Annotated in this window: 21 protein-coding genes; 8 read left to right on the top strand and 13 right to left on the bottom strand. The window is 62.6% G+C overall.

Features of this window, described 5'->3' with window-relative positions; genetic code table 11:
- Positions 1-8 precede the first annotated feature (8 nt).
- The 5 genes from AZF01_RS11200 (at position 9) to AZF01_RS11220 (ending at position 4411) form a co-directional block, all read left to right on the top strand.
- Positions 9-1007: an aromatic/alkene monooxygenase hydroxylase subunit beta gene (locus AZF01_RS11200; protein WP_024707683.1), complete on the top strand. Its 999-nt coding sequence runs from the start codon at positions 9-11 to the stop codon at positions 1005-1007.
- Positions 1008-1019: 12 nt separating this feature from the next.
- Positions 1020-1292, top strand: coding sequence for an MmoB/DmpM family protein (locus AZF01_RS11205; protein ID WP_024707682.1), 273 nt, complete (start codon positions 1020-1022; stop codon positions 1290-1292).
- A 17-nt stretch (positions 1293-1309) separates the two neighbouring features.
- Positions 1310-2824, top strand: a complete 1515-nt coding sequence (locus tag AZF01_RS11210) for an aromatic/alkene/methane monooxygenase hydroxylase/oxygenase subunit alpha (RefSeq protein WP_024707681.1) — start codon at positions 1310-1312, stop codon at positions 2822-2824.
- Positions 2825-2894: 70 nt separating this feature from the next.
- Positions 2895-3266 (top strand): phenol hydroxylase subunit P4, encoded by a 372-nt coding sequence (locus AZF01_RS11215; protein ID WP_024707680.1) that lies wholly within the window; start codon positions 2895-2897, stop codon positions 3264-3266.
- A gap of 86 nt (positions 3267-3352) precedes the next feature.
- Complete coding sequence (locus AZF01_RS11220) at positions 3353-4411, top strand: NADH:ubiquinone reductase (Na(+)-transporting) subunit F (protein ID WP_024707679.1); 1059 nt, start codon at positions 3353-3355, stop codon at positions 4409-4411.
- A 71-nt stretch (positions 4412-4482) separates the two neighbouring features.
- Here AZF01_RS11220 and AZF01_RS11225 read toward each other — a convergent pair whose 3' ends face one another.
- The 9 genes from AZF01_RS11225 to AZF01_RS11265 form a co-directional block, all read right to left on the bottom strand.
- Complete coding sequence (locus AZF01_RS11225; RefSeq protein WP_024707678.1) at positions 4483-5109, bottom strand: ABC-type transport auxiliary lipoprotein family protein; 627 nt, start codon at positions 5107-5109, stop codon at positions 4483-4485.
- A 150-nt stretch (positions 5110-5259) separates the two neighbouring features.
- The gene (locus AZF01_RS11230) at positions 5260-6630 is read right to left on the bottom strand and encodes an MlaD family protein (protein ID WP_024707677.1); all 1371 of its coding nucleotides are present in this window, start codon (positions 6628-6630) and stop codon (positions 5260-5262) included.
- A gap of 9 nt (positions 6631-6639) precedes the next feature.
- Entirely contained in the window at positions 6640-7458 is an 819-nt protein-coding gene (locus AZF01_RS11235; RefSeq protein WP_036236783.1) for an ABC transporter ATP-binding protein, read from the bottom strand.
- A 10-nt stretch (positions 7459-7468) separates the two neighbouring features.
- Positions 7469-8629, bottom strand: a complete 1161-nt coding sequence (locus AZF01_RS11240) for an ABC transporter permease (protein ID WP_024707675.1) — start codon at positions 8627-8629, stop codon at positions 7469-7471.
- Between the two features lie 400 nt (positions 8630-9029).
- Entirely contained in the window at positions 9030-9860 is an 831-nt protein-coding gene (locus AZF01_RS11245; protein ID WP_024707674.1) for a UDP-2,3-diacylglucosamine diphosphatase, read from the bottom strand.
- A gap of 107 nt (positions 9861-9967) precedes the next feature.
- Positions 9968-10795 carry a TolB family protein gene (locus tag AZF01_RS11250; RefSeq protein WP_024707673.1) on the bottom strand — a complete coding sequence of 276 codons (828 nt, stop codon included), beginning with the start codon at positions 10793-10795 and terminating at the stop codon, positions 9968-9970.
- A 25-nt stretch (positions 10796-10820) separates the two neighbouring features.
- Positions 10821-12479 (bottom strand): NAD+ synthase, encoded by a 1659-nt coding sequence (locus AZF01_RS11255; protein WP_024707672.1) that lies wholly within the window; start codon positions 12477-12479, stop codon positions 10821-10823.
- A gap of 322 nt (positions 12480-12801) precedes the next feature.
- Complete coding sequence (locus tag AZF01_RS11260; protein WP_036236804.1) at positions 12802-14181, bottom strand: class II 3-deoxy-7-phosphoheptulonate synthase; 1380 nt, start codon at positions 14179-14181, stop codon at positions 12802-12804.
- Between the two features lie 104 nt (positions 14182-14285).
- Complete coding sequence (locus AZF01_RS11265; protein WP_024707670.1) at positions 14286-15149, bottom strand: LysR family transcriptional regulator; 864 nt, start codon at positions 15147-15149, stop codon at positions 14286-14288.
- A gap of 174 nt (positions 15150-15323) precedes the next feature.
- On the opposite strand from AZF01_RS11265, the gene AZF01_RS24010 reads away from it, so the two are divergent.
- Entirely contained in the window at positions 15324-15461 is a 138-nt protein-coding gene (locus tag AZF01_RS24010) for a hypothetical protein (protein ID WP_156484730.1), read from the top strand.
- A 38-nt stretch (positions 15462-15499) separates the two neighbouring features.
- Here the strand turns inward: AZF01_RS24010 and gor are convergent, their stop codons facing one another.
- The 3 genes from gor to rpiA form a co-directional block, all read right to left on the bottom strand.
- Complete coding sequence (gene gor / locus AZF01_RS11270) at positions 15500-16888, bottom strand: glutathione-disulfide reductase (RefSeq protein WP_024707669.1); 1389 nt, start codon at positions 16886-16888, stop codon at positions 15500-15502.
- 167 nt (positions 16889-17055) lie between these two features.
- Complete coding sequence (locus tag AZF01_RS11275; protein ID WP_036236781.1) at positions 17056-17589, bottom strand: DUF2059 domain-containing protein; 534 nt, start codon at positions 17587-17589, stop codon at positions 17056-17058.
- A 13-nt stretch (positions 17590-17602) separates the two neighbouring features.
- On the bottom strand, positions 17603-18301 hold the full coding sequence (gene rpiA / locus AZF01_RS11280) for a ribose-5-phosphate isomerase RpiA (protein ID WP_024707668.1): 699 nt from the start codon (positions 18299-18301) through the stop codon (positions 17603-17605).
- A 225-nt stretch (positions 18302-18526) separates the two neighbouring features.
- Between rpiA and gph the strand changes: the two genes are divergently transcribed.
- Positions 18527-19201, top strand: a complete 675-nt coding sequence (gene gph / locus AZF01_RS11285; RefSeq protein ID WP_024707667.1) for a phosphoglycolate phosphatase — start codon at positions 18527-18529, stop codon at positions 19199-19201.
- 73 nt (positions 19202-19274) lie between these two features.
- Here the strand turns inward: gph and AZF01_RS11290 are convergent, their stop codons facing one another.
- A complete protein-coding gene (locus AZF01_RS11290) occupies positions 19275-21221 on the bottom strand; it encodes a murein L,D-transpeptidase (RefSeq protein WP_024707666.1) in 1947 nt (648 codons plus the stop codon).
- A 362-nt stretch (positions 21222-21583) separates the two neighbouring features.
- Between AZF01_RS11290 and fumC the strand changes: the two genes are divergently transcribed.
- Positions 21584-22975 carry a class II fumarate hydratase gene (gene fumC, locus AZF01_RS11295; protein WP_024707665.1) on the top strand — a complete coding sequence of 464 codons (1392 nt, stop codon included), beginning with the start codon at positions 21584-21586 and terminating at the stop codon, positions 22973-22975.
- Positions 22976-23034: the final 59 nt, after the last annotated feature.

Genomic DNA, 23034 nt, shown 5'->3' on the forward strand with positions numbered 1-23034 from the left:
GAGAACCCTTGTCCATCGATCTGAAGACGCTGAAACTGACGCCGCGCCGCCAGACATTCAGCCATATCGCCCGCCGCTTCGGCGAGGACCGTCCGGCGAGCCGCTATGAAGAGGGCATGCTGGACGTTCAGGCCACGGCGCATTTCCACTACCGGCCCTTCTGGGAGCCGGAGATGGAGCTTTACGATCCGCGCCGCACCGCCATCGTCATGGCCGACTGGTACGCGCTGCGCGATCCGCGCCAGTTCTACTACGCCACCTACAACATCTCCCGCGCCGGCATGCGTGAAGCGGCCCAGCACAATATCGACTTCGTCGAGAAGCGCCGCCTACTCGACAAGATCGAGCCGGAATGGCGGCAAAAGGTGGAGGACTACCTCCTGCCGCTTCGACATGTCGCCTGGGGCGCCAATATGAACGCCACCCAGATCTGCGATCGCGGCTACGGCACGGCGGTGACGGCGCCGTCGATGTTTGCGGCCGGCGACCAGCTCGGCATCGCCCAATTGATCGGCCAGATCGGCATGGACATGGCCGGCGGCACGGGCGAGGCGCTCGACACGGCCAAGGGGAAATGGCTGGACGCCCAATATTGGCAGGGCATGCGCCGCCTGGTCGAAGACACGCTGGTGGTCAGGGACTGGTTCGAGCTGTTCGTGGCGCAGAACCTCGCCATCGACGGACTTCTCTACCCGCTGGTCTATACGGCCTTTGACGAGGAAGGCCAGAAGCACGGGGCAACCGCCGTCTCCATGGTGACCGAGTTCATGGTCGAATGGTTTGCCGACCAGAGCCGCTGGGCCGATGCGGTGATCCGCCGGGCCGCCGAGGAGAGCGACGCCAACACGCATCTGCTTGGAGAATGGTACCGCTTCTGGCGCGACCGCACGGCCGAGGCGCTGGCGCCGCTTGCCGCGCATGTTCTGGGCGACGCCGGAAAGCCGGCGCTTGCCGATCTCGTTTCCGAGCTCGACGGCCGCGCCGGCCGCCTCGGCCTTGCCGCCTGAAGGAGAACCGACATGGCACAGCTCGTATCGATCACGCTCCAGGATACCAATGACGGCCGGATGATCGCCGACGCGATCCGGCAGGACAATCCGGGCGTGGAAACGCTTTCCATGCCCGGCGCGCTGAAGCTCGACCGCGCCGGCGACCTCGTCATCCGCGCCTCCACCGTTTCCGAGAAGCTCGGGCGCGAATGGGATCCGCAGGAAATTCACATGACCATGATTTCCATGGCCGGCAACCTGGACGAGGACGATGACTATTTCGCCCTCTCCTGGAACCGTTGAGAAGGGGAAAGAAGACAATGGCAAAGAAACTCGGCCTCAAGCAGCGCTACGCGCTTCTCACCCGCGGCCTCGACTGGCAGACCACCTATCAGCCGATGGACAAGGTCTTCCCCGAGGCGACCTTCGAGGGCATCAAGATCCGCGACTGGGACAAGTGGCAGGACCCCTTCCGCCTCACCATGGACGCCTACTGGAAGTTCCAGTCGGAAAAGGAGCGCAAGCTCTACGCCGTGCTCGACAGCTTCGCCCAGAACAACGGCCAGCTCGGCCTTTCCGAGGCGCGCTATCTGAACGCGGTGAAACTGTTCCTGACCGGCGTCTCGCCGCTCGAATATCAGGCCCATCGCGGCTTCGCCCATGCCGGCCGCCAGCTTCCGGGCGTCGGCCCGCGCATTGCCGCGCAGATGCAGTCCCTCGACGAACTGCGCCACGCCCAGACGCAGATCCACACGATCTCGCACTACAACAAGTTCTTCGACGGCCTGCACGAATTCCCGCATATGCATGACCGGGTCTGGTACCTGTCCGTGCCGAAGTCCTTCTTCGACGACGCCCGCACCGCCGGCCCGTTCGAGTTCATGATCGCGATCGGCTTCGCCTTCGAATATGTGCTGACCAACCTGCTCTTCGTGCCCTTCATGTCGGGCGCGGCCTATAACGGCGACATGGCGACGGTGACCTTCGGGTTTTCCGCCCAGTCGGATGAAAGCCGGCACATGACGCTCGGCATCGAGGTGATCAAGTTCCTGCTGGAACAGCACCCCGACAACCTGCCGATCGTGCAGCGCTGGGTCGATAAGTGGTTCTGGCGCGGCTACAAGGTGCTGAGCCTCGTCGCCATGATGATGGACTACATGCTGCCCAAGCGCATCATGTCGTGGAAGGAGGCGTGGGAAATCTATTTCGTCCAGGCCGGCGGCGCGCTTTTCGAGGATCTCGCCCGCTACGGCCTGCGTCCGCCCAAATATCACGAGCAGGCAACGGCCGAGGCCGATCATCTGTCGCACCAGAACTGGTCGATCTTCTACAACTACACCCAGGCCGCCGCCTTCCACACCTGGTTGCCGGATGCCGAGGAGATGGGCTGGCTTTCGGAGAAGTATCCGGACACGTTCGACAAGTATTACCGGCCACGCTACGAACAGTGGCGGAAGATGGACGCAGACGGCAAGCGCTTCTACAACAACGCCCTGCCGCAGCTCTGCAATTGCTGCCAGATCCCCATGGGTTACACGGAACCCGGCGATCCGAACACGATCTCCTTCCGCGAAAGCACCTACAAGGGCGAGCGCTATCACTTCTGTTCCGATGGCTGCAAGGACATCTTCGACCACGAGCCGGAGAAATACGCCCAGGCCTGGCTGCCCGTGCACCAGATCTTCCAGGGCCATTGCGGCGGAGCCGATCTCGGCGATGTGTTGAAGTGGTACAACATGAATGTCGGCGCCGACAACATGGACCAGTCCGTCTCCCCCGACCAGAAGCTCTGGGAGGAGTGGCAGAACGAACGCGCCAAGGTGGCGGCCGAATAGACCGCGCGGTCGCATCCGCCCGGCACATGAGGCGCCGGGCAAGGTCTCATTCGTTTTCAAGGAGGAAACCATGGGCGTTGTCGCTCTTGACCCCGATTATGCCGAGAAGGTCGAAATCCGCGACCGGCTGGAGAATTTTCACGGCAACCAGCTTGTCTACATCCACTGGGAAGAACATCTGATGTTCTGCGCGGCAATCGCCTTTCCGCTGCCGCCGGCCATGCCCTTCGGCGCGATCCTCAGCCAGATCCTGCCGACCTATTACGGCATGCATCCCGATTTCGAGAAGATCGACTGGAGCGCGGTGCGCTGGACGATCGACGGCAAGGAGGCCCATCCCGATCCGGAGAAGTCGCTTGCCGAAAACTGGATCGGCCACAAGTCGCTGATCCGCTTCTGGACGCCGGGCCTTTCCGGTGTCGGCGGCGTGGCGACCGTCTAGGACGGTCGTTCAAAGGCAATCGCGCATGGAGAACATTTCCGGCGTAACCGGCGGTGTTCTCCCAGAGAATTTGAGAGAGGCGCCCCATGGCCTTCAGACTGACCGTCGAGCCGATCGGCGAAACCATCGAGGTCCGCGAGGACCAGACCATTCTCGACGCCTGTCTCAGGCAGGGCATCTGGCTGCCGCATGCCTGCGGCCACGGGCTTTGCGGGACCTGCAAGGTCGATGTGCTGGAGGGCGAGGTGGACCATGCCGATGCCTCCTCCTTCGCGCTCATGGATTTCGAGCGCGAGGACGGCAAGACGCTTGCCTGCTGCGCGCGGCTGACGGAAGACGTGGTGATCGAGGCGGAGATCGACGAGGACGAGGATGCCGAACACATTCCGATCCGCGACTTCTCGGCGACGGTCACGAAAATCGTTGACCTCACCCCCGACATCAAGGGCATCTGGCTGGCCATCGACGGCGACCCGATCCGTTTCCAACCTGGCCAGTATATCAATCTGACCGTGCCGGGGGTCGAAGGACCGCGCGCCTTCTCCATCGCCTCAAGCCCCCAAGACGGCGCGACGATCGAACTCAACGTGCGCAAGGTGCCGGGCGGCAAGGCAACGCCGCTTCTGCACGAGACCCTTAAAGAAGGCGATCATCTTTCTTTTACAGGCCCTTACGGCCAGTTCTTCACCCGACGCTCGCGCGGCGGCACGCAGATCTTCGTCGGCGGCGGCAGCGGGCTTTCCAGCCCGAAATCCATGGTGCTCGATCTTCTGGAAAGCGGCTGGGACGAGCCGGTCTATCTGTTCCAGGGCGCGCGCGGGTTGAAGGATCTCTACTATCGCGACCTGTTCGAGACGCTCGCCGCCGAGCACGGCAATTTCCGCTACGTTCCGGCGCTGTCCGAACCCGACCCCGGCGACGGGTGGCAGGGCGAGACCGGCTTCATCCACGAGGCGCTGCAGCGCGCCTTTCCCGACGGTTTCGCCGACACCACCGCTTATCTCTGCGGGCCGCCGCCGATGATCGAGGCGACCATCCGCACGCTGATGCGCGGTTTTCTGTTCGAGGAAGGAATCTTTACCGAAAAGTTCCTGACGGCGGCCGACGAGGACAGGATCAAAAGCCCGGTCTTCCGCCGCATCTGACCCGCCTCCTAGCGCATCGGCCCGAAAATCGGAATCGATTTTTGGAAAGAACGATGCGTAGATTCAATAGGTTAGAGCGTGGCGGCGATCCAGCCGACGATTTCGGCCTGGACGTCGGCGAAGGCCTTGTCTAGGGCGGCAACGAGCACGCCGCTCGATGCAGACGGGTTGACGCCGACGCTGCTTGCAAACAGGCGCTGGGCCCTGACGACGCCGGTGCGGTCATCGAGGAGCTTGACCGAGAGCACTACGTCCGCCGTGCCCGGCCCCGCCGCGTCGATTGCGAATTCGCGGATCTCCACCACCACCTGATAGTCGATCGCAAGCCCCTGCCCCGGCATGCCGACGCCGCCGAAGAGGCCGGTGTTCTCCAGCCCCGCAACGAGCCGTGCCTGAATGACCGACGGCAACAGATCGCTCCACTGGGCGTTGGCCAGATAGCGAAGCTCGGAACCGGAAAGTCTGACGACGATGCCGCGATTGTCGAGCACCTGGATGGCCGAGGGGGTCGGAACGAGAAGCTGGAGCCGGGCCGTGCGCGCGCGCTCGGCCGTCACCGGGCTCGCCGCCCGTGCCGTCAGGTCAAACGTATCGCTCGGCGGACGAAGGGCGCAGCCGCTGAGGCCCGCCGCGAGGAGACCGAGCGCAACGAGCGGTCCTACCAGCGCTCCGGCTTTCTCTCGCGCGGCAAAAAACATGCTTCCGTCCTTCCTGGGACCTGCTAATCCATTCATTTCAATGAAGTAAGGCATAAGAACCGGATTGCAAAGGTCCTGATAGCGACTTTCTCCCGCCAGGACGCGCTTTCGGCGGGCCTCTTTCAGACCGGCGCAACCAGGCCTTGAACCTCAATAGCGATTGCGACCGTCATAGGTCTTCATGGTGTCCGTACCGAAGATGAACTGCTGCGGATCGTTGCTGATGGAATTGATCGTCCGGTTGAGACTGTCGACCGTCCGGCGCGTATCGGACACCAGCGCGCGGACATCGCGCAGTCCGGAGCCCGAGAAATTCTCGAGGTTCGCGGTGATCGGACCGATGCGGGCATTCAGCGTCTCGGCGGCCTGCTGCACCGCAGCCAGGGTCTGGCGGGCCTGGTCGGACAGCGATTCGACATTGTCGGACCCCAGCAGGTTGTCGACCTTCACCAGCACGTCATTGACGCGCGAGGAGGCCTCGTTGAGCTTGACGGAAAGCTCGCTGATATTGTCGATCGCCGTGTCGATGTTCTGGGTCTTCGAATTCACGCTGTCGGCCACGTCGCGGATCGAGGCCACGGCCTGCTTGGCGTCGGCCATGACCACCGCGAGATCGTCGACGGAAGTGCCGACCTTGTTGGCGTCGATCGCCGAGACAATGGCATCGACTTTCTTGAAGACGTCAAAGGCCTGATCGCCGAAGGTGCTGTAGCTTTCAACCGCGTCGGCGAACTTGGCAATCACATTGTCGAGGTTCTTCGAGGCGACGGCGACATTGGCGGTGATCGTGTTGGCATTGTTGATGATGCTTGCGACCTCGTCCGGATTGACGGCCTTGATCACCTTGTCGAGCGAATCGACCGTCGTCTCGAGCCGGCCGGAGAGACTGTCGACGGTGCGCGACAATTTGCCGACGGTCTCGAGGAAATCGCCGATCTCGTCGGAATTGTCGGCAAGCGCTCCGGTGAAGGTCTCGACATTGCTGACCGTCTTCGTCAGTGTCGGGGATATGTCCTCGACCAGCGTCTGAACGTCGCTTGCCGTCGAATCGATCCGTTTCATGATCCGGTCGGCCGTCGTCAGCAGGTTGGAAAGACTGGACTTGTCGGCCGTCAGTTCGGCGGGCTGGTCGTTCTTCAGCGCTTCCTGCAGGATGTTCGGTCCGTCCTGGCCGTTGGCGGCAAGTTCGATATAGCCGGTTCCGGTCAGGCCCTGAAGCTCAAGCTTGGCGGTGGTGCTGTCATGAACCGGCGTGGCAGCCTTCACCTCGGTGCGGGCGATGGTGAAGCGCGGGTCCTCCGGGTCAATTTCCAGGGCCTTGATCGAGCCGACCTGGATGCCGTTGAAACGCACGGCGGAGCCGACGCTTAGGCCGTTGGCCGAGCCCGGAATGCGCACGATCAGTTCGGCGATCGGTCCCTGCCGGCCGTATTCCTGCAGCCAGAACACGAAGCCGGCGGCCGAGGCCAGCACCAGCAGTACGAAAAAACCGACAATGGTATAGTTAGCTTTGGTTTCCATGCCTGCCCGTCAACGCTGTTGTTGGCCATCTGCGGCGTTTTCGAAAATAGCGCGGGACCTCTTGCCCCTGAAATAGCTCTGGACCCACGGGTCATCGAAGGCGAGCATCTTGTCGAGCGTTCCCTCGACCAGCACCTTCTTCCTTCCAAGCACCGCAATCCTGTCACATACGGCGTGCAGGCTGTCGAGGTCGTGAGTCACCATATAGACCGTAAGGCCGAGCGTGTCACGCAGCCGGCCGATCAGTTCGTCAAACTCGGCCGCGCCGATCGGGTCAAGGCCCGAGGTCGGCTCGTCCAGAAACACCAGGTCCGGGTCGAGCGCCAGCGCCCGGGCAAGCGCCGCGCGCTTGATCATGCCGCCGGAAAGCTCCGAGGGATAACGCTCCGCCGCCTCGGGCCTCAACCCCACCATCTCGATCTTCAGCCGCGCGAGATCGTCCATCATCGCCTTGGGCAGATCGAGATATTCGCGCATCGGCACCTGCACGTTTTCAAGAACGGTAAGGCCGGAAAACAGCGCCCCCTGCTGGAACAGGACGCCGACGCGCATATCGACGGCGAGCCTGTCTTCATAACTCAGATTGTCGAAATCCCTGCCGAAGATCGAGATCGTGCCCGCCTGGCGCGCATTCAGCCTCAGCACCGTGCGCATCAGCACCGACTTGCCCGTGCCCGACCCGCCGACGAAGCCGAGAATTTCGCCGCGATAGACGTCGAGATCGAGATCTTCGAGCACGGTCGGACCGCCAAAACCGACGGTGAGCCCGCGCACGCTCAGAATGGTTTCGCGGTCTTCTTCCGTTCTGCTGTCGACCTCGCCGTTCACCGCCTGCTCCTCAATAATCGATCGCTGCGTAGAAAATGGCGAATATGCCGTCGGCGAGGATCACCACGAAGATCGACTTCACCACCGACGCCGTCACCTTCTGGCCGAGGGATTCGGCGCTGCCGCCGACCTTCATGCCCTCAAGGGCCGCGATGATGGCGATGATCAGCGCCATGACGGGGGCCTTCAGCATGCCCGAGATCACGTCCGCCATGTCGACGGCCTCGTGGAAGCGCTGCATGAAGGTCTCGAGCGTGATCCCGGAATAGACATCAAGTACCACCACCGCGCCGGCAAGCGCGGCGAAGTTGGCGAGGATCGTCAGAAGCGGCAGCGCGATCAGGAGCGCCACCATACGCGGAAACACCAGAACGGAGACCGGATCGAAGCCCATCACCCTCAGCGCGTCGATTTCCTCGCGCATGCGCATGGCGCCGATCTCGGCGGTGATCGCGCTGCCGGAGCGTCCGGCGATCATGATCGCGGTCAAGAGCACGCCGATTTCGCGCAATTGCAGAATGCCGACGAGATCGACCACGAAGAGCTCGGCGCCGAAATAGCTGAGCTGGAAGGCGCCCTGCTGGGCAATGATGGCTCCGACGAGGAACGACATCAGCGCAATGATCGGCACGGCGCGCACGCCCATATGGTCGAGCTGGGCCGTGATGGCCGCCATATTGACGCCGCCGCCCCTGGACAGAAGCGCCTTCAGGCCGAGAAAGAGCGCGCCGAAAAAACCGATCCCGCGGAAGACATCGCGCCCGCCCGCCACCGCCGACCTGCCGACCGGATCGAGAATGATCTCCGGCAGGCTCTTGCGCGGCGTTTCCGACTTTTCCGGCTCCGGCAAGGTTTCCGGAATGGCCTCCATGAGATCGGAAACGCGCGCATCCATTCCGGCGACTTCGGTCTCGAAACCGGCAGCCCTGCATTCGGCCTGCACCTCGCGCACCAGCCAGGCGCCGGCCGTGTCGAGCCGCTCCAGCCCGGAAAGGTCGACCACCGCCGTGCCGCCCCGCCCTTTCAGCCGTCCGGCCAGCTGATCGATCTCGCCGCTCAGCGGGCGCGCATTGCGAACCGTCCAGAACCCCTGCAGAAAAAGGGTTGTGGTCGTTTCGCCGTCGCCGGGCGTAACCGTCAGGGAGGCTTTCGTTTCGTCCGCGTTCTGCAAATGCAAGTATCCAGTGTTCCGCGCCGGTACGACGCCGCATCGGCCCCGGCGCAAAATGCCTCATCCGCCATGGCAGCGGGACATCGGCCGAACCATCGCAAGCCGGAAGACCCGAGAACGTGACGATCGACCGCGATCATGACCTTTGTTAGGCTTTTCATGCCGGGAAAGAGATTGCAAGTCTTTTGAATGATATAGCGCGTCAGCCGCGAAAGTGGAGTCTGTATCGTCCGTTGACCCAATCTATCGGACGATGCAACAAATCTGCATCGATGCCGTCAGTCCCGCTGATTGAAAGCCCGGCCTTGCCCGACTGTCGAATGATTGCGGGATGCACGGTTTTCGCAAACGCCCCGGCCCGAAGAAGCACAGCCGCGAAGGCGCGATCGGGACGCTCCGGTCAGGCCGCGCGGCCCTTGGCCTTGGCCGCCATGATCAGCGGCGCGATGTCGGCATCGTCCGCCTCCTGCGGCTCGTCTTCGGCCACGCCCTCGATCTTATGCCAGTTGATCAGCTCGAACGTGCCGTCGAAATGCTCGGCAACCGCGGTGCAGCTTTCCACCCAGTCGCCGGTGTTGATATAACGGATGCCGTCCATGTCTTCCATCACCGCATGGTGGATATGGCCGCAGATGACGCCGTCGACCTCGTTCCTGCGCGCCTCGTCCACGACCACGCGCTGGAACTCGCCGATGAAGTTGACGGCATGCTTGACCTGCAGCTTGGCCCAGGCGGAAAACGACCAGTAGGGCATGCCGAGCTTACGGCGCACGGCCGCCAGCACCTGGTTGATGGCGATCGCGGCATCATAGGCCCAGTCGCCGAGATAGGCGACGATGCGCGCGTGGCGGACGACGACATCGAACTCATCGCCGTGGATGACGAGATATTTCTTGCCGTCGGCCGCCTCGAAGATCATCCGCTCGGCAACTTCGACGCCGCCGAAATGCGTGCCGGGAAAATCCCGCAGGAATTCGTCGTGATTGCCCGGAATATAGACGATGCGCGTGCCCTTGCGGGCCTTGCGCAGCATTTTCTGGATCACGTCGTTGAAGGGTTGCGGCCAGTACCAGCTGCGCTTCAGCCGCCAGCCGTCGATGATGTCGCCGACGAGCACGATCGTCTCGGCCTCGTGGTGGCGCATGAAATCAAGCAGGAAATCCGCCTTGGCGGCCTTCGACCCCAAATGAAGGTCGGAAATGAAAAGCGTTCTGAACTGTCTGGGTTCCATCGCCTCAACCCGCCATAGCCCCCGGCGGCCTCTGTGCATCCATGGATGGCACCCTTAAAACACGAGTCGTATTTCAGCTTGATGACAGGCCGCCCCGGCGGACGCTCTCAGACCGGGAAATAGCGGACATAGGCGAAGGCCGCGCCGTCGGGCGCCCAGTTGGGCGAATTCATCGTGCCCTGCCCCCCGAAGAGCGAGAAAAGCGTCGTCAGATTGCCGCCGTCGGGGTCCATCACGCGCAGGCGGACATTCTTGTCGCGCGGATGGTCGAAGACATCCGGCTCATAGGAAATCAGGATCACCCGATCATTCTTTGGCGAGGGATGGGCGAACCAGTTGCCGGCATTGTCGAATGTCACCTGCTCAAGCCCGGTGCCATCGGGATGGATGCGCCAGATCTGCATCAGGCCGGTGCGCGAGGAGTTGAAGTAGATCCATTCTCCGTCGAAACTGTAGTCCGGCCCGTCATTGCGGCCTTCACCGTGGGTCAGACGGGTTTCCTCGCCGCCTTCGGCTGCAATCGTGTAGATGTCGAAGACGTCGTCACGAATCCCGCAATAGGCAAAGCGGGCGCCGTCCGGCGACCAGCCGTGCCAGTAGGACGGCAGGTTGCGCGTCACCAGCTTCGGTGCGCCGCCCGACGCCGGCAGCGTGTAGATCGCCGATTTGCCGAATTCGCACTTGTCGGAGATCGCGATCGTCTTGCCATCCGGCGAAATGCCGTGGTCGTTGTTGCACTGTTCGGCAAAGCCGGTGTCGATCGTCTCGAGACGCGGCGCGCCCTCCAGCGGCAGGCGGTACATCAGCCCGTCGCTGTTGACCATCAGAAAGCGCCCGTCCGGCGACCAGTTGGGCGCCTCGATCAGGTCTTCAGACTGAAACACCACGCGCTGTTCGCCCGTGGCGACGTCATAAATCTCGACTGAGCTTCTCATATGCCCCTCCCCGGCCCCGGCGATACTACCGATCGCGAAAGCGGTTGGTGATCGGGTAACGCCGGTCGCGGCCGAAATTCTTGCGCGTGATCTTCACGCCGGGCGCGGACTGGCGTCGCTTGTATTCGGCGATGTAGAGCAGATGTTCGATCCGGTGCACCGTTTCCGCGTCATGCCCGCGCGCAACGATCGCCTCCACGGACATCTCGCGCTCCACCAGGCATTCAAGGATGTCATCAAGCACCGGATAGGGCGGCAGCGAATCCTGGTCCGTCTGGTTCGGCCTGAGTTCCGCGGACGGCGTCTTGTCGATGATGTTCTGCGGAATGACGTTCGTCTCCGGCCCGTGCATGCCTTCCGGCCGCTCGGTGTTGCGCCATGCGGCAACGGCGTAAACCTGCATCTTGTAGAGGTCCTTGATCGGGTTGAAGCCGCCGTTCATATCGCCGTAGAGCGTCGCATAGCCGACCGACATTTCCGACTTGTTGCCCGTCGTCACCACCATGGCGCCGAACTTGTTCGAAATCGCCATCAGGATCGTGCCGCGCGTGCGGCTTTGCAGGTTTTCCTCGGTGATCCCTTCCTCGGTGCCCTCGAACATGGTCTCCAGCGCGGAGAGGAAACCGGTGACCGGCTCCTCGATCGCGACAACATCATAGCGGCAGCCAAGGGCCTCGGCGCAGGCCGCGGCATCGGAGAGCGATTCCTCCGAGGTGTAGCGATAGGGCAGCATCACGCAGTGCACGCGTTCCGCGCCGAGCGCATCAACGGCAATCGCGGCACAGATTGCCGAGTCGATGCCCCCGGAAAGGCCGAGCACCACGCTCTTGAAGCCGTTCTTGTTCACATAGTCGGCAAAGCCGAGCACGCAGGCGCGGTAGTCGGAGGCCTCGCCGATCGGCAGCGCCGCGACCTTGCCGCCGACAATGCGCCAGCCGTCCTCGCCGCGTTCCCATTCGGAGACTGTGATATCCTCGACGAACTGCGGCATCTGGAAGGCGAGCGTCCTGTCGGCGTTGAAGCCGAAGCTGCCGCCGTCGAAGACCAGTTCGTCCTGACCGCCGAGCGTATTGAGATAGACGAGCGGAAGCCCGGTCTCGATCACCTGCTTCAGCACCACCTGGTGGCGCACGTCGACCTTGCCGCGATAATAGGGCGAGCCGTTGGGCGACAGAAGCAGTTCCGCGCCGCTTTCGGCGAGCGTTTCGCACACGCCGAGATCGCCCCAGATATCCTCGCAGATCGGTATGCCGATCCTGACGCCGCGGAAATTCACCGGCCCCGGCATTTCGCCCGGCACGAAGACGCGCTTTTCGTCAAATTCGCCATAGTTCGGCAGATCGACCTTGTCGCGGATGGCGATGATCTCGCCGCCGTCCAGCACCGCGACGGAATTGTGACGCCCGGTCTCGCCCTTGCGCGGATAGCCGACGATCACGCCCGGGCCGCCGTCTGCGGTATCGGCCGCAAGCGCCTCGACAGCCTTCTGGCAGGCGGCAAGAAAGGCCGGCTTCATCACCAGGTCTTCCGGCTGGTAGCCGGAGATGAAGAGCTCGGTGGACAACACCAGATCCGCGCCAGCCTGTGCGGCCTTCCTGCGCGCGGCGCGCAGCTTCTCAAGATTGCCGGCGATATCGCCGACCGTCGGGTTGAGCTGGGCGAGAGCGATTTTGAGGCTGTCCATGGCAATTCCACCTTTCAGGTCCGACGAGGGATGGACACCATGTTTTGGCGGAAAAATCAAACGCGAAAAGAGCGACAGCGTGAATAAGGTCCGGAGATGGGCTCTAACACTCTCTCCCCTTGAGGGAGAGATGCCCCGACAGGGGCAGAGAGGGGTAACCCTCTCGGAAAATTCGGCTGGAGGGCTTGCGCCCTTTACCCCTCTCTGTCGCTTCCGCGACATCTCCCCCTCAAGGGGGGAGATTATTGGGGGCTATGCGGCGATGTGCCGGACAAGCGGCGCATCATCAAGCGTGTGCAAATCCGGGATTTGCCGAACGACCTTACTCGTTGATCGCCAGCTTCTTTTCCTCATATGCCGTCTTCATCCGCTCGGCGAGCAGGAAGGCGAGTTCCAGCGCCTGGTCGGCGTTGAGACGCGGGTCGCAATGGGTGTGGTAGCGGTCGTGCAGGTCCTCGCCGGTCAGCGCCCAGGCGCCGCCGGTGCATTCCGTCACGTTCTTGCCCGTCATCTCGATATGGATGCCGCCCGGATAGCTGCCTTCGGCGCGGTGGATCTGGAAGAAGCTTTCGACTTCCGAGAGAATCCGCTCGAAGGGCCGCGTCTTGTAGGAGTTGAGCGTGATCGTGTTGCCATGCATCGGATCGCAGGACCAGACAACCTTCCTGCCCTCGCGCTCGACGGCGCGGATGAGGCGCGGCAGATGATCGGCGACCTTGTCATGGCCGAAACGGCAGATCAACGTCAGGCGTCCGGCTTCGTTTTCAGGGTTCAACCTGTCAATCAGCCGCAGCAGGTCATCCTCGGCAAGCGAGGGGCCGCATTTGAGGCCGAGCGGGTTCTTGATGCCGCGCACATATTCGATATGGGCATGATCGGCCTGGCGCGTGCGATCGCCGACCCAGATCATGTGGCCGGATGTGGCGTACCAGTCGCCGGACGTAGAATCGACGCGCGTCAGCGCTTCCTCATAGCCAAGAAGAAGCGCTTCATGGCTGGTGAAGAAATCGGTCTCGCTCAGCGCGTGGTTTTCCGCCGCCGTAATGCCGATGGCGCGCATGAAGGACATGGTCTCCGACAGCCGGTCGGCGAGCTTCTGGTAGCGCTCGCCCTGGGGGCTGTCCTTGACGAAGCCGAGCATCCACTGATGCACGTTTTCCAGATTGGCATAGCCGCCCATGGAAAAGGCGCGCAGAAGGTTCAGCGTCGCGGCCGACTGGCGATAGGCCATCAGCTGGCGCTGCGGATCGGGAACGCGCGCTTCCTCGGTGAAATCGATGCCGTTGATGATATCGCCGCGATAGCTCGGCAGCGTCACGCCGTTGATCGTTTCATTCGGCGAGGAACGCGGCTTGGCGAACTGGCCGGCAATGCGGCCGACCTTGACGACAGGTTGCTGCGCGCCGAAGGTCAGCACGACAGCCATCTGCAGGAAGGCGCGGAAGAAGTCGCGGATCGTGTCGGCGCCGTGTTCGGCGAAGCTCTCGGCGCAATCGCCGCCCTGCAGCAGAAAACCGCGCCCCTCGGCGACTTCGCCGAGCGCGCGCTTCAACCGCCGCGCCTCGCCGGCAAACACCAGCGGCGGATAGGTCGCGAGCGCTGCCTCAGCCTCGGCGAGCTTCTCCGCATCAGGATAATCCGGCACCTGCAGAATGGGCTTCTTGCGCCAGCTACCCGGTGTCCAGTTCGTTGCACTATCCATGTCGTCCACCTGTCCTTGCCGTCCGGCGGCGATCAGCCGGACATGCCTCACTCCCGATTTTGGCGCGCTTATAGACGTTTCTCGCTTTTTTGTATACCCGCGCGTCAACCGTCCGCGCGACCGGCAAGCAGGGCCTCGTTTTCCCGGAGGAAGGAGGCCAGGCGCTCGATCACGGTCCGCACCTCCGGACGGTGTCGGTCGTCGTCATTGGCGACGATGAAGAGCGGATGCGTCAGGTCCCCGATGATGCCGCCGATACGCTCAAGCACGGGGTTTGCGTCGCCGAGATGAACGGGCAGAACCCCCTGCCCGGCGCCGGCAACAACAAGCCTCAGGAGCAGGTCTCGTTCCTCTGTCCAGGTGGTGATCGCCGATTCCCGGTTTTCGAAGACCCAGCGGTCGGAAGCCGAGACGGCCGCCCCCGTACCCATGGAAACCCATGGCGGGTCGTCTCCCGCAAGATCACGACGACGGTAGACCGCATAGGCCATGGACCCCGCGCGGCGCACCGCCAGATTGCCGCTGTCGGGCCTTGCCGCAAGCACTGCGACATCGGCCTCGCGAAAGGCGAGCGCCAGCGACGGCGCGGCCGCGGCAAGGCAGATGCGAAAGCCATCCTCCGGCCCCTTTATCCGAAGCACATGATCGGCTGCGAAACCCGCAAGCCAGCTGTCGACGGCAATCGACACCCAGGGCATGGCAAATGCCTCGCCATGCCAGTCGGCAATCGCGTCAGCCACCGCCTGCATGCCGCTGACGCGTTCGAACAGCACTTCGCCGTCATGGGCCAGCCGATAGCCGCGCTGGGAGCGCAGAAACAGCGAGCGTCCGAGCGTGCGCTCCAGCGCCAGCATGCGCCGGCCGATGGTCGGCGCGGACAAGCCCGTGCGCTGGGCCGCGGCGCTGAGGCCGCCGAGTTCCGCGACCACATGAAAAAGCTGAAGATCATCCCAATTCGGATCCGCCATCGATGCCTGTTCCCGAAATTCGTGAATGCCCGCCCACTCTACACCAGCGGCGAAGGGGATGAACCGTTCACCGCTGAAACAGACACTTCATCCACGCTTCTACAGCCGCTGCCCGGAACCGCCTAGGTCTTGGAAGCACCAGAGAAACGGGTGCCGAACCGACGGGAGAACGACATGATCGACTGGCTTTCCATTGCTCGACGCGCGGAGTTCAAGCCGCGTCCCTCGCTTGCCGACCCGCTGGAGGGCGAAGACTGGCGAGGGCACCTGTGGGCCGCCGCCCTCATCAGCCGGATCATGCGCCGGCGATAGGCGACCCGGCGCTCACTGAAGCACCGGGCCGCCCGATATCAGACCCGCTCGCCGTTCTTCACCCGGTAGGAGGGCGTGTACATGGTCACGAGTTCCTCGGTCGCCGTCGGATGAACCGCCATGGTGCGGTCGAAATCATCCTTGGTGCAGCCGCCCTTCAGCGCCACGCCGATCAGCTGCGCCATCTCGCCGGCCTCATGACCGAGAATATGGGCGCCGACAACCTTGCGATCGGCGGCGTTGACGATCAGCTTCATCACCGTCTTCTCGTCGCGGCCGGACAGCGTCGCCTTCATCGGCCGGAATTTCGCCAGATAGACTTCGAGCTCTTCATAGCGCTCGGCCGCAACATCTTCCGGAAGACCGACCGTGCCGATCTCGGGCTGCGAGAACACCGCCGTGGCGATCAGGTCATGGTCCGGTTTCGTCGGGTTGTCCTTGTACTCGGTCTCGATGAAGCACATCGCCTCATGGATGGCGACCGGCGTCAACTGCACCCGGTCGGTCACATCGCCGAGCGCGTAGACATAGTCGACATTGGTCCGCGAATAGTCATCGACGACGATCGCGCCCTTCGCGTCTGTCTCGACGCCGATGGACTCAAGCCCGAGGCTCTTTGTGTTGGGCAGCCGGCCAAGCGCCATCATCACCTTGTCGACGTTGAACACGTGCCCCTGCTTGGTCTCCGCCTTGAGACGCCCGTCGGCGGCCTGGGACACATCGAGAATGGTGTCGCGGCAGACGACGCGAATACCCTTCTTCTCCATTGCCTCGCGCAAGTTCGTGCGCATGTCCATGTCGAAACCGCGCAGGATTTCCGGACCGCGATAGATCAGCGTCGTCTCGACGCCGAGGCCGTTGAAGATATTGGCGAATTCGACAGCGATATAGCCGCCGCCGGTGATCGCGATCGATTTCGGAAGCTCCTCCAGGTGGAAGGCTTCGTTGGAGGAAATGCACAGCTCCGAGCCCGGCATCTCCGGGTGCGGATTGGGTGCGCCGCCAACGGCGATCAGGATCTTCTCCGCCGTCACTTCCTGGCCCGAGGCGTTGAGGCGCAGGCGATGCGGCCCGATGATCTCGGCGCGGCTTTCCAGGATTTCGGCGCCGGCATTTTCCAGGCCCTTGCGGTAGAGCCCTTCAAGGCGTCCGATCTCCTTGTCCTTGGCGGCGATCAGGTCCGGCCAGGAGAAACGGCGCTCACCCACATGCCAGCCATAGCCCGCAGCGTCCTCGAAATGTTCCGGAAACTGTGACGCGTAGACGAAGAGTTTCTTCGGCACGCAGCCGCGAATGACGCAGGTGCCGCCGAAGCGGTATTCCTCGGCGATCGCCACCCGCTTGCCAAGCCCCGCTGCAAGCCGCGCGGCGCGCACGCCGCCCGATCCTCCGCCGATAACAAAAAGGTCAAAATCGTAATCGGACATCGGGAGGCTCCTTCTGGACGTCAAGGTTTTGGAAAAGGTCGGGCCTGAATATGGCAATTCGCACCGGAAAAAAAAGACCGAAGGCGAAGCGAGAGCGGACTTGGGACGAAAACGGCAAAGGGCGCGCCGAACGGCGCGCCCTTGAAGAAAAAATCACAGCGCGCCGATTACTCGGCCGCCGGAGCCGAACCCGTCTGTTCAGCAATACGCGCGTTCAGTTCTTCCTGGGCCTGTTGATTGAGGTCGCGGGCGATGCCCCTTGCCCAGATGTCGCCGGCCTGGCTCAGTTCGCGCGCGGCGATCGGGCCGTACTGGATGAACTTCTGGCCGAGATCGGAGCTGTAGAAATCCGCCAGCTTCTGCAATTCTTCCTCGGTGAAGATATTGGCATAGATCTGCGCGCCTTCGTTCTCGAGGTCGGCGCGGCGCGGCGCAAGCGCGATCGCCGTGTCCGTGACGACTTCATCGATCAGCGAATGATAGTTCGGATAGACCTGCGTCATCTGCGACTGCACGAGATCTGCCTGATTCGGCAGGATCTCGTCGAACTGCGAGTTGATGCCCAGCGCATTGAGGGCGGCCTTGGCTGCCGCCAGATGCTCGGGCGACACATCCTGCGCGGCAGCAACGGAAAAGGCGCCAAGTCCCATTACCGTGGCGGCGATGGCCACGGAACGGCCGATCTTGGTGTGAAATCTCATAAAGGACTCCTGTCTACTCGGTTGCTTTGAGTGTGCGCACGCCACCGCCGGATGCCACGACGGCCAGCGTCGCTATATCGATAAACAGCCCGTGCTCCACAACGCCCGGGATGATATTGAGCGCCACGGAAAGAGCCTCTGCATCGGGAATGCGGCCAAATGATGCGTCGAGGATGTAATGCCCTCCATCGGTCATGAACGGGCCGTCGCCCGAGCGGCGCAGATCGAGCGACCCGGAAAGATCGAGGCGCGAGGCGGCCTTCTCGATTGCAATGCGCGTGGCGGCAAGTCCGAAGGGCATCACCTCGATCGGTAACGGAAAGGCGCCGAGATGGTCGACCACCTTCGTCTCGTCGGCGATCACGATCATCGCCTTCGAGGCCGAGGCCACGATCTTTTCACGCAGCAGCGCGCCGCCGCCGCCCTTGATCAGGTTCAGCGAGGGATCGATCTCGTCGGCGCCGTCGATGGTCAGGTCAAGTTCGGGCGATTCGTCGAGCGACTTCAGCTCGATCCCGAGTTCGAGGCACTGGCGGGCCGTTGCTTCCGACGTCGGCACGCCGATGACGTTGAAGCCGTTCGCCACTTTCTCGCCGAGCAACGCGATGAATTCACGCGCGGTACTGCCGGTTCCGATGCCGAGACGCATTCCGTCCTCGACGTATTCAAGCGCCGTTTCGGCGGCCTTGATCTTCAATTGACGCGCGTCCATGCGTCACATGCTCCTTCTGATATACGCTAAGGTGTTTACACGCCACAGGCGCTAAACAAAAGTCCTTTTGCAGGAAGCCTCGGCTTCGGCTCTATTGAATAGCATCGCAGCAAGGACACGAATATTGCAAACCACAATCGCGCGCAAACTTCGTGCCGATTGGCTGAGGACCGGCCTGCCCCTCCCGGACGCCGGCCGAAGCGCATCACCCCGGAAGGAAACCGAATGTCATCTCCGCTCGTCATCTTCGATCTGGACGGAACGCTCGTCGACACCGCGCCCGACCTGATCGAGAGTCTCAACCATGCCATCGCGCCGCAAGGCCTGCCGCCCTTCGATATATCGCAATTGCACCAGCTTGTCGGCAAGGGCGTGAAGGTCATGATCGAGCGGGCCTTCGCGTTGCGCGAGGCCGCGCTTGACGAAGAGACGTTTGAGGCCTGCTTCGACCGCTTCACCACCCACTACCGCGACGGCATGCCCGGCAAAAGCCGCCCCTATCCCGGCACGCGCGCGGCGCTCGATCGGCTGAAGGACGGGGGCTTCACGCTTGCCGTCTGCACCAACAAGCGCATGCCGCTGACCATGCCGCTTCTGACCAGTCTGGACCTTGCCGGCTATTTCGATGTCATCACCGGCGGCGACAGTTTCGAATACCGCAAGCCCGATCCGCGCCATGTCCTCGGCACCATCGCGCGCGCCGGCATGGACCCGCAAAACGCGGTGATGATCGGCGACAGCTCGAACGACATCGATGCCGCCAGGGGCGCCGACGTCGCCTCGGTGGCCGTTACCTTCGGCTATGCCGACCGGCCGGTCGAAAGTCTTGGCGCGAACCGGTTGATCAGCCATTTCGACGAACTGACGGCAGCGCTCCTCGAAGAGGTTCTCGTCCGCTGAAGCGGCAACGAAAAAGGCGCGCCGGGAGATCCGGGCGCGCCTTTCCTTACAGACGTGTGGTTTTCCGAGCCGGTCAGCTGCTGGCCTTGCGCGCCTGGCTTTCCGCCTCCAGGGCGCGGTTCAGATACATGTCGCGTTCATAGACGTCGTCATAATACTGGATGTCGCCGGTCGCATCCGGCCAGGCGGTGAAATAGGTCACATAGACCGGGAATTTCTCCGGCACGTCGACCGGCATGTTCTGGCCCGTCGCGATATTGGCCTCGATGTCCGATTCGGGAACGCCCAGCACGGCGGCGGCCATCTTGTTGGGCTCGGCGAGCCGCACGCAGCCGTGGCTGAGCGCGCGGACGTCACGTTCGAAATAGCTCTTCTGCGGCGTGTCGTGCATGTAGATCGCATGGTCATTGGGGAACAGGATCTTCAGTTGCCCCAGAGCGTTGCGCTCTCCCGGCGGCTGGCGCACGTCAACCATCGGGGCGGACGCCCAGTTGACCGAGGAGGACGACACGCGACGGCCGTTATAGCTCACCTCATAGCCGATCTGGTCGAAATAAGAGGGATTGGCCCTCAGTTTCGGCAGGTACTCATTGACGACGATCGACCGGGGAATGCCCCAATAGGGATTGAACTCGACGGTCTCGATCTCGTCACGGAAGAAATAGGTCTGGTTGCGCGTATTGCCGACAACGACGCGCATGTCGAAATTCTCGCCATTGTCGTCGTGGTAATAGACGCGGTAGGCCGGCTGGTTGATAAACACATAGCGCGGGCCGAAATCCTCCGGCAGCCACCGCAGCCGCTCCATGGCGGCGACCACCTTCTCGGCCCTGTCGTCATTGGTCTCGACATCGAAGGCCGCGATCGTCTTCGGGCCGACGACGCCGTCGACGTAGAGGCCCTGCGCATCCTGGAAGGCGCGCACCAGTTCGACCAGTTCGGGCGTGTATTCGGTTCCGCCGTCATAGGCGTCGAACACATCGGAATGGTCCTGGATGAAGGCCTTGGAACTCTTGCGCTTGATCGCCTTCACCAGCTTCGGCACATCCTCGTCATTTTCGCCGGGATGGATGAAGACGCCGCTGCGGAACACGATCGGTTCGACATATTCATGGTCGGCGCGCAGTTCCTTCAGCGCCGTCTTGAGCTCCTTGAACCGGTCGCTCTGCGGGTTGTAGCTCTCCATCAGCCCGGCGACGTTCTCGGCCTTGCCGAGCGCATTGATCGCCTCTTCCAGGTCAACGGGATTGCGCGGAAGGTCGTGGAACTCCGAAATCCGGTTCGGATCGACGCGGCCGCGCCTGGCATCCTGCATATAGGTCAGCACCTTGGCCGAAAGCGCCAGTTCGAAGCGCATCAGTTCGGCCTCGCGCGCGGCCTCGTCATCGGCCAGCGCGAGATCCGGGCGGTTGACCGCATAGTCGGAAGCGTCAAGCCCCCAGGCGTCGGCGCCGGCAAGGACGTCGAGCGCGGCTTCCGCCCTCGGGGTGATCGCCTTGTCGGAAACCCAGATCAGCTCGCCGCCATTCGCGTAATAGCCCTCGATCGCCGTCGCGACATCGTCGACGGCCTTGACCCGGGCATCGGTGAGGTAACGGCGGGGATCATTGCCGTCGATCGCGACCATGGTCTCGGCCGGGCCGGCATCGTTCATCGTCTCCGTCTCGAGCGCGGCGACTTCCGTCGACGTCTCGCCGCCTTCCGGCATCACGGTCTCTTCGGCGGAGATGGATCCGGTCACAACCGGATCGCGAACCTCGCTGATCGCGATGAAGCGCATCGAATCAGCCTTGTAGGTGTAATATTTCGGGGGCGCGACCTTCGGGGCGGAATAGGTGCGCTGCACCTGCTGTTGCTGCTGCGGCTGTTGTTCGACGACCGGCGCCCGGTCAGCCTCCTTGTTTCGGCCGCGCAGAATATCCATCAGTGTCAGGGCGCTGGCGGAGGACGGCACGAAGGCAGCCGAGACCGCGGCCGCGACGGCCACCGATGAGACGCGAACTAGAAGCTTGTTGCGCAATTTTTCACCCCGTTAGACAAAACCAAGAATTGAGACCACCTTACCTGCAATGGGCAGATCCCTCCAATAACAATTGTGCTATCGGAACAGGCCGGCGCGGCTGTGTTGACGAAAAACAACACAACCCCTTTGAAAGTTCCGGATCGGGGTCGCCTGATGTGAACACTATCAGCGCAGCATTAACAGTGCCTTAAGTTCAGGCGCGAGGCATTCCGACGGTATCAAGCCGACCTAAATCGAATAAACTGAAGCGCCTTGTTGACAGATCGGCCTTGAGCGCGCGATTGCATAGCCACGCTTTTCCGGCATGACGTCTTTCAAGTGTGCCCTTCCGCGGGCCGATGCACTGAGGTGGAGAAAACATGACTGATACCCGCACCGAAACCGATACATTCGGCCCGATCGAAGTGGCGGCCGACCGCTACTGGGGCGCACAGGCTGAGCGTTCGCTCGGCAATTTCAAGATCGGCTGGGAAAAGCAGCCGCTTTCCGTCGTTCGCGCGCTCGGCATCGTCAAGCAGGCCGCCGCCAGGGCAAACATGGCCCTCGGCCGGCTTTCGCCGGAGATCGGCAACGCGATCGTCAATGCCGCACAGGAAGTCATCGACGGCAAGCTCAACGACCATTTTCCGCTGGTCGTCTGGCAGACCGGCTCGGGCACGCAGTCGAACATGAATGCCAACGAGGTGATTTCCAACCGCGCGATCGAGATGCTCGGCGGCGAGATGGGTTCGAAGAAACCGGTCCATCCCAATGACCACTGCAATATGAGCCAGTCGTCGAACGACACCTACCCGACCGCCATGCACATTGCCTGCGCCGAGCAGATCGTCCACCACCTTCTGCCGAACCTGAAGCACCTGCAGGAGGCGCTCGCCGCCAAGGAAAAGGAATTCAAGGACATCATCAAGATCGGCCGCACGCATACGCAGGATGCGACGCCGCTGACGCTCGGCCAGGAATTTTCCGGCTACACCGCCCAGGTCGCCTCCGCGATTGCCCGGCTGGAACTGACGCTTCCGGGGCTTTATCAGCTTGCCCAGGGCGGCACGGCGGTCGGCACGGGCCTCAACGCGCCGATCGGCTTTGCCGAGAAGGTGGCGGAAGAAGTCGCCGAGATCACCGGCCTGCCCTTCATCACCGCGCCGAACAAGTTCGAGGTTCTGGCCGCCCATGACGCGATGGTCTTTGCCCACGGCGCGATCAACGCCGCCGCGATGGCCTGCTTCAAGATCGCCAACGACATTCGTTATCTGGCCTCCGGCCCGCGTTCGGGCCTCGGCGAACTGGCGCTGCCGGAAAACGAGCCCGGCTCCTCGATCATGCCCGGAAAGGTCAACCCGACCCAGAACGAGGCCATGACCCAGGTCTGCGCCCATATCGCCGGCAATCAGGCGGCGATCACCTTTGCCGGCAGCCAGGGCCAGTTCGAGCTCAACGTCTACAATCCGATGATGGCCTACAACTTCCTGCAGTCGGTCCAGCTTCTGGGCGATGCCGCCCGCTCCTTCACCGACCATTGCGTCGTCGGCATCAAGGCGCGCGAGGAAAACATCAGGGCCGGCGTCGAGCGTTCGCTGATGCTGGTGACGGCGCTTGCCCCGAAGATCGGCTACGACAACGCCGCCAAGATCGCCAAGACCGCGCACAAGAATAACACGACGCTGCGCGAGGAAGCCCTCGCCACCGGTCTTGTGACGGCTGAGGAATATGACGAGATCGTTCGCCCGGAGCTGATGATCTCGCCGAAGTGACGTCACGCGTCAAAGGCTCACAGACAAGACCCGGCCCCCGCGGCGGGGTCTTTTCGTTT

The organism is Martelella sp. AD-3, from assembly GCF_001578105.1.
Taxonomy (GTDB): Bacteria; Pseudomonadota; Alphaproteobacteria; order Rhizobiales; family Rhizobiaceae; genus Martelella.

Coding starts and splice junctions, on each gene's coding strand:
- fumC (WP_024707665.1), top strand. CDS start 21,584: ATGACTGATACCCGCACCGAAACCGATACATTCGGCCCGATCGAAGTG.
- gph (WP_024707667.1), top strand. CDS start 18,527: ATGTCATCTCCGCTCGTCATCTTCGATCTGGACGGAACGCTCGTCGAC.
- AZF01_RS24010 (WP_156484730.1), top strand. CDS start 15,324: ATGATCGACTGGCTTTCCATTGCTCGACGCGCGGAGTTCAAGCCGCGT.
- AZF01_RS11230 (WP_024707677.1), bottom strand. CDS start 6,630: ATGGAAACCAAAGCTAACTATACCATTGTCGGTTTTTTCGTACTGCTG.
- AZF01_RS11210 (WP_024707681.1), top strand. CDS start 1,310: ATGGCAAAGAAACTCGGCCTCAAGCAGCGCTACGCGCTTCTCACCCGC.
- rpiA (WP_024707668.1), bottom strand. CDS start 18,301: ATGGACGCGCGTCAATTGAAGATCAAGGCCGCCGAAACGGCGCTTGAA.
- AZF01_RS11220 (WP_024707679.1), top strand. CDS start 3,353: ATGGCCTTCAGACTGACCGTCGAGCCGATCGGCGAAACCATCGAGGTC.
- AZF01_RS11250 (WP_024707673.1), bottom strand. CDS start 10,795: ATGAGAAGCTCAGTCGAGATTTATGACGTCGCCACGGGCGAACAGCGC.
- AZF01_RS11275 (WP_036236781.1), bottom strand. CDS start 17,589: ATGAGATTTCACACCAAGATCGGCCGTTCCGTGGCCATCGCCGCCACG.
- AZF01_RS11245 (WP_024707674.1), bottom strand. CDS start 9,860: ATGGAACCCAGACAGTTCAGAACGCTTTTCATTTCCGACCTTCATTTG.
- AZF01_RS11260 (WP_036236804.1), bottom strand. CDS start 14,181: ATGGATAGTGCAACGAACTGGACACCGGGTAGCTGGCGCAAGAAGCCC.
- AZF01_RS11205 (WP_024707682.1), top strand. CDS start 1,020: ATGGCACAGCTCGTATCGATCACGCTCCAGGATACCAATGACGGCCGG.
- AZF01_RS11265 (WP_024707670.1), bottom strand. CDS start 15,149: ATGGCGGATCCGAATTGGGATGATCTTCAGCTTTTTCATGTGGTCGCG.
- gor (WP_024707669.1), bottom strand. CDS start 16,888: ATGTCCGATTACGATTTTGACCTTTTTGTTATCGGCGGAGGATCGGGC.
- AZF01_RS11225 (WP_024707678.1), bottom strand. CDS start 5,109: ATGTTTTTTGCCGCGCGAGAGAAAGCCGGAGCGCTGGTAGGACCGCTC.
- AZF01_RS11255 (WP_024707672.1), bottom strand. CDS start 12,479: ATGGACAGCCTCAAAATCGCTCTCGCCCAGCTCAACCCGACGGTCGGC.
- AZF01_RS11215 (WP_024707680.1), top strand. CDS start 2,895: ATGGGCGTTGTCGCTCTTGACCCCGATTATGCCGAGAAGGTCGAAATC.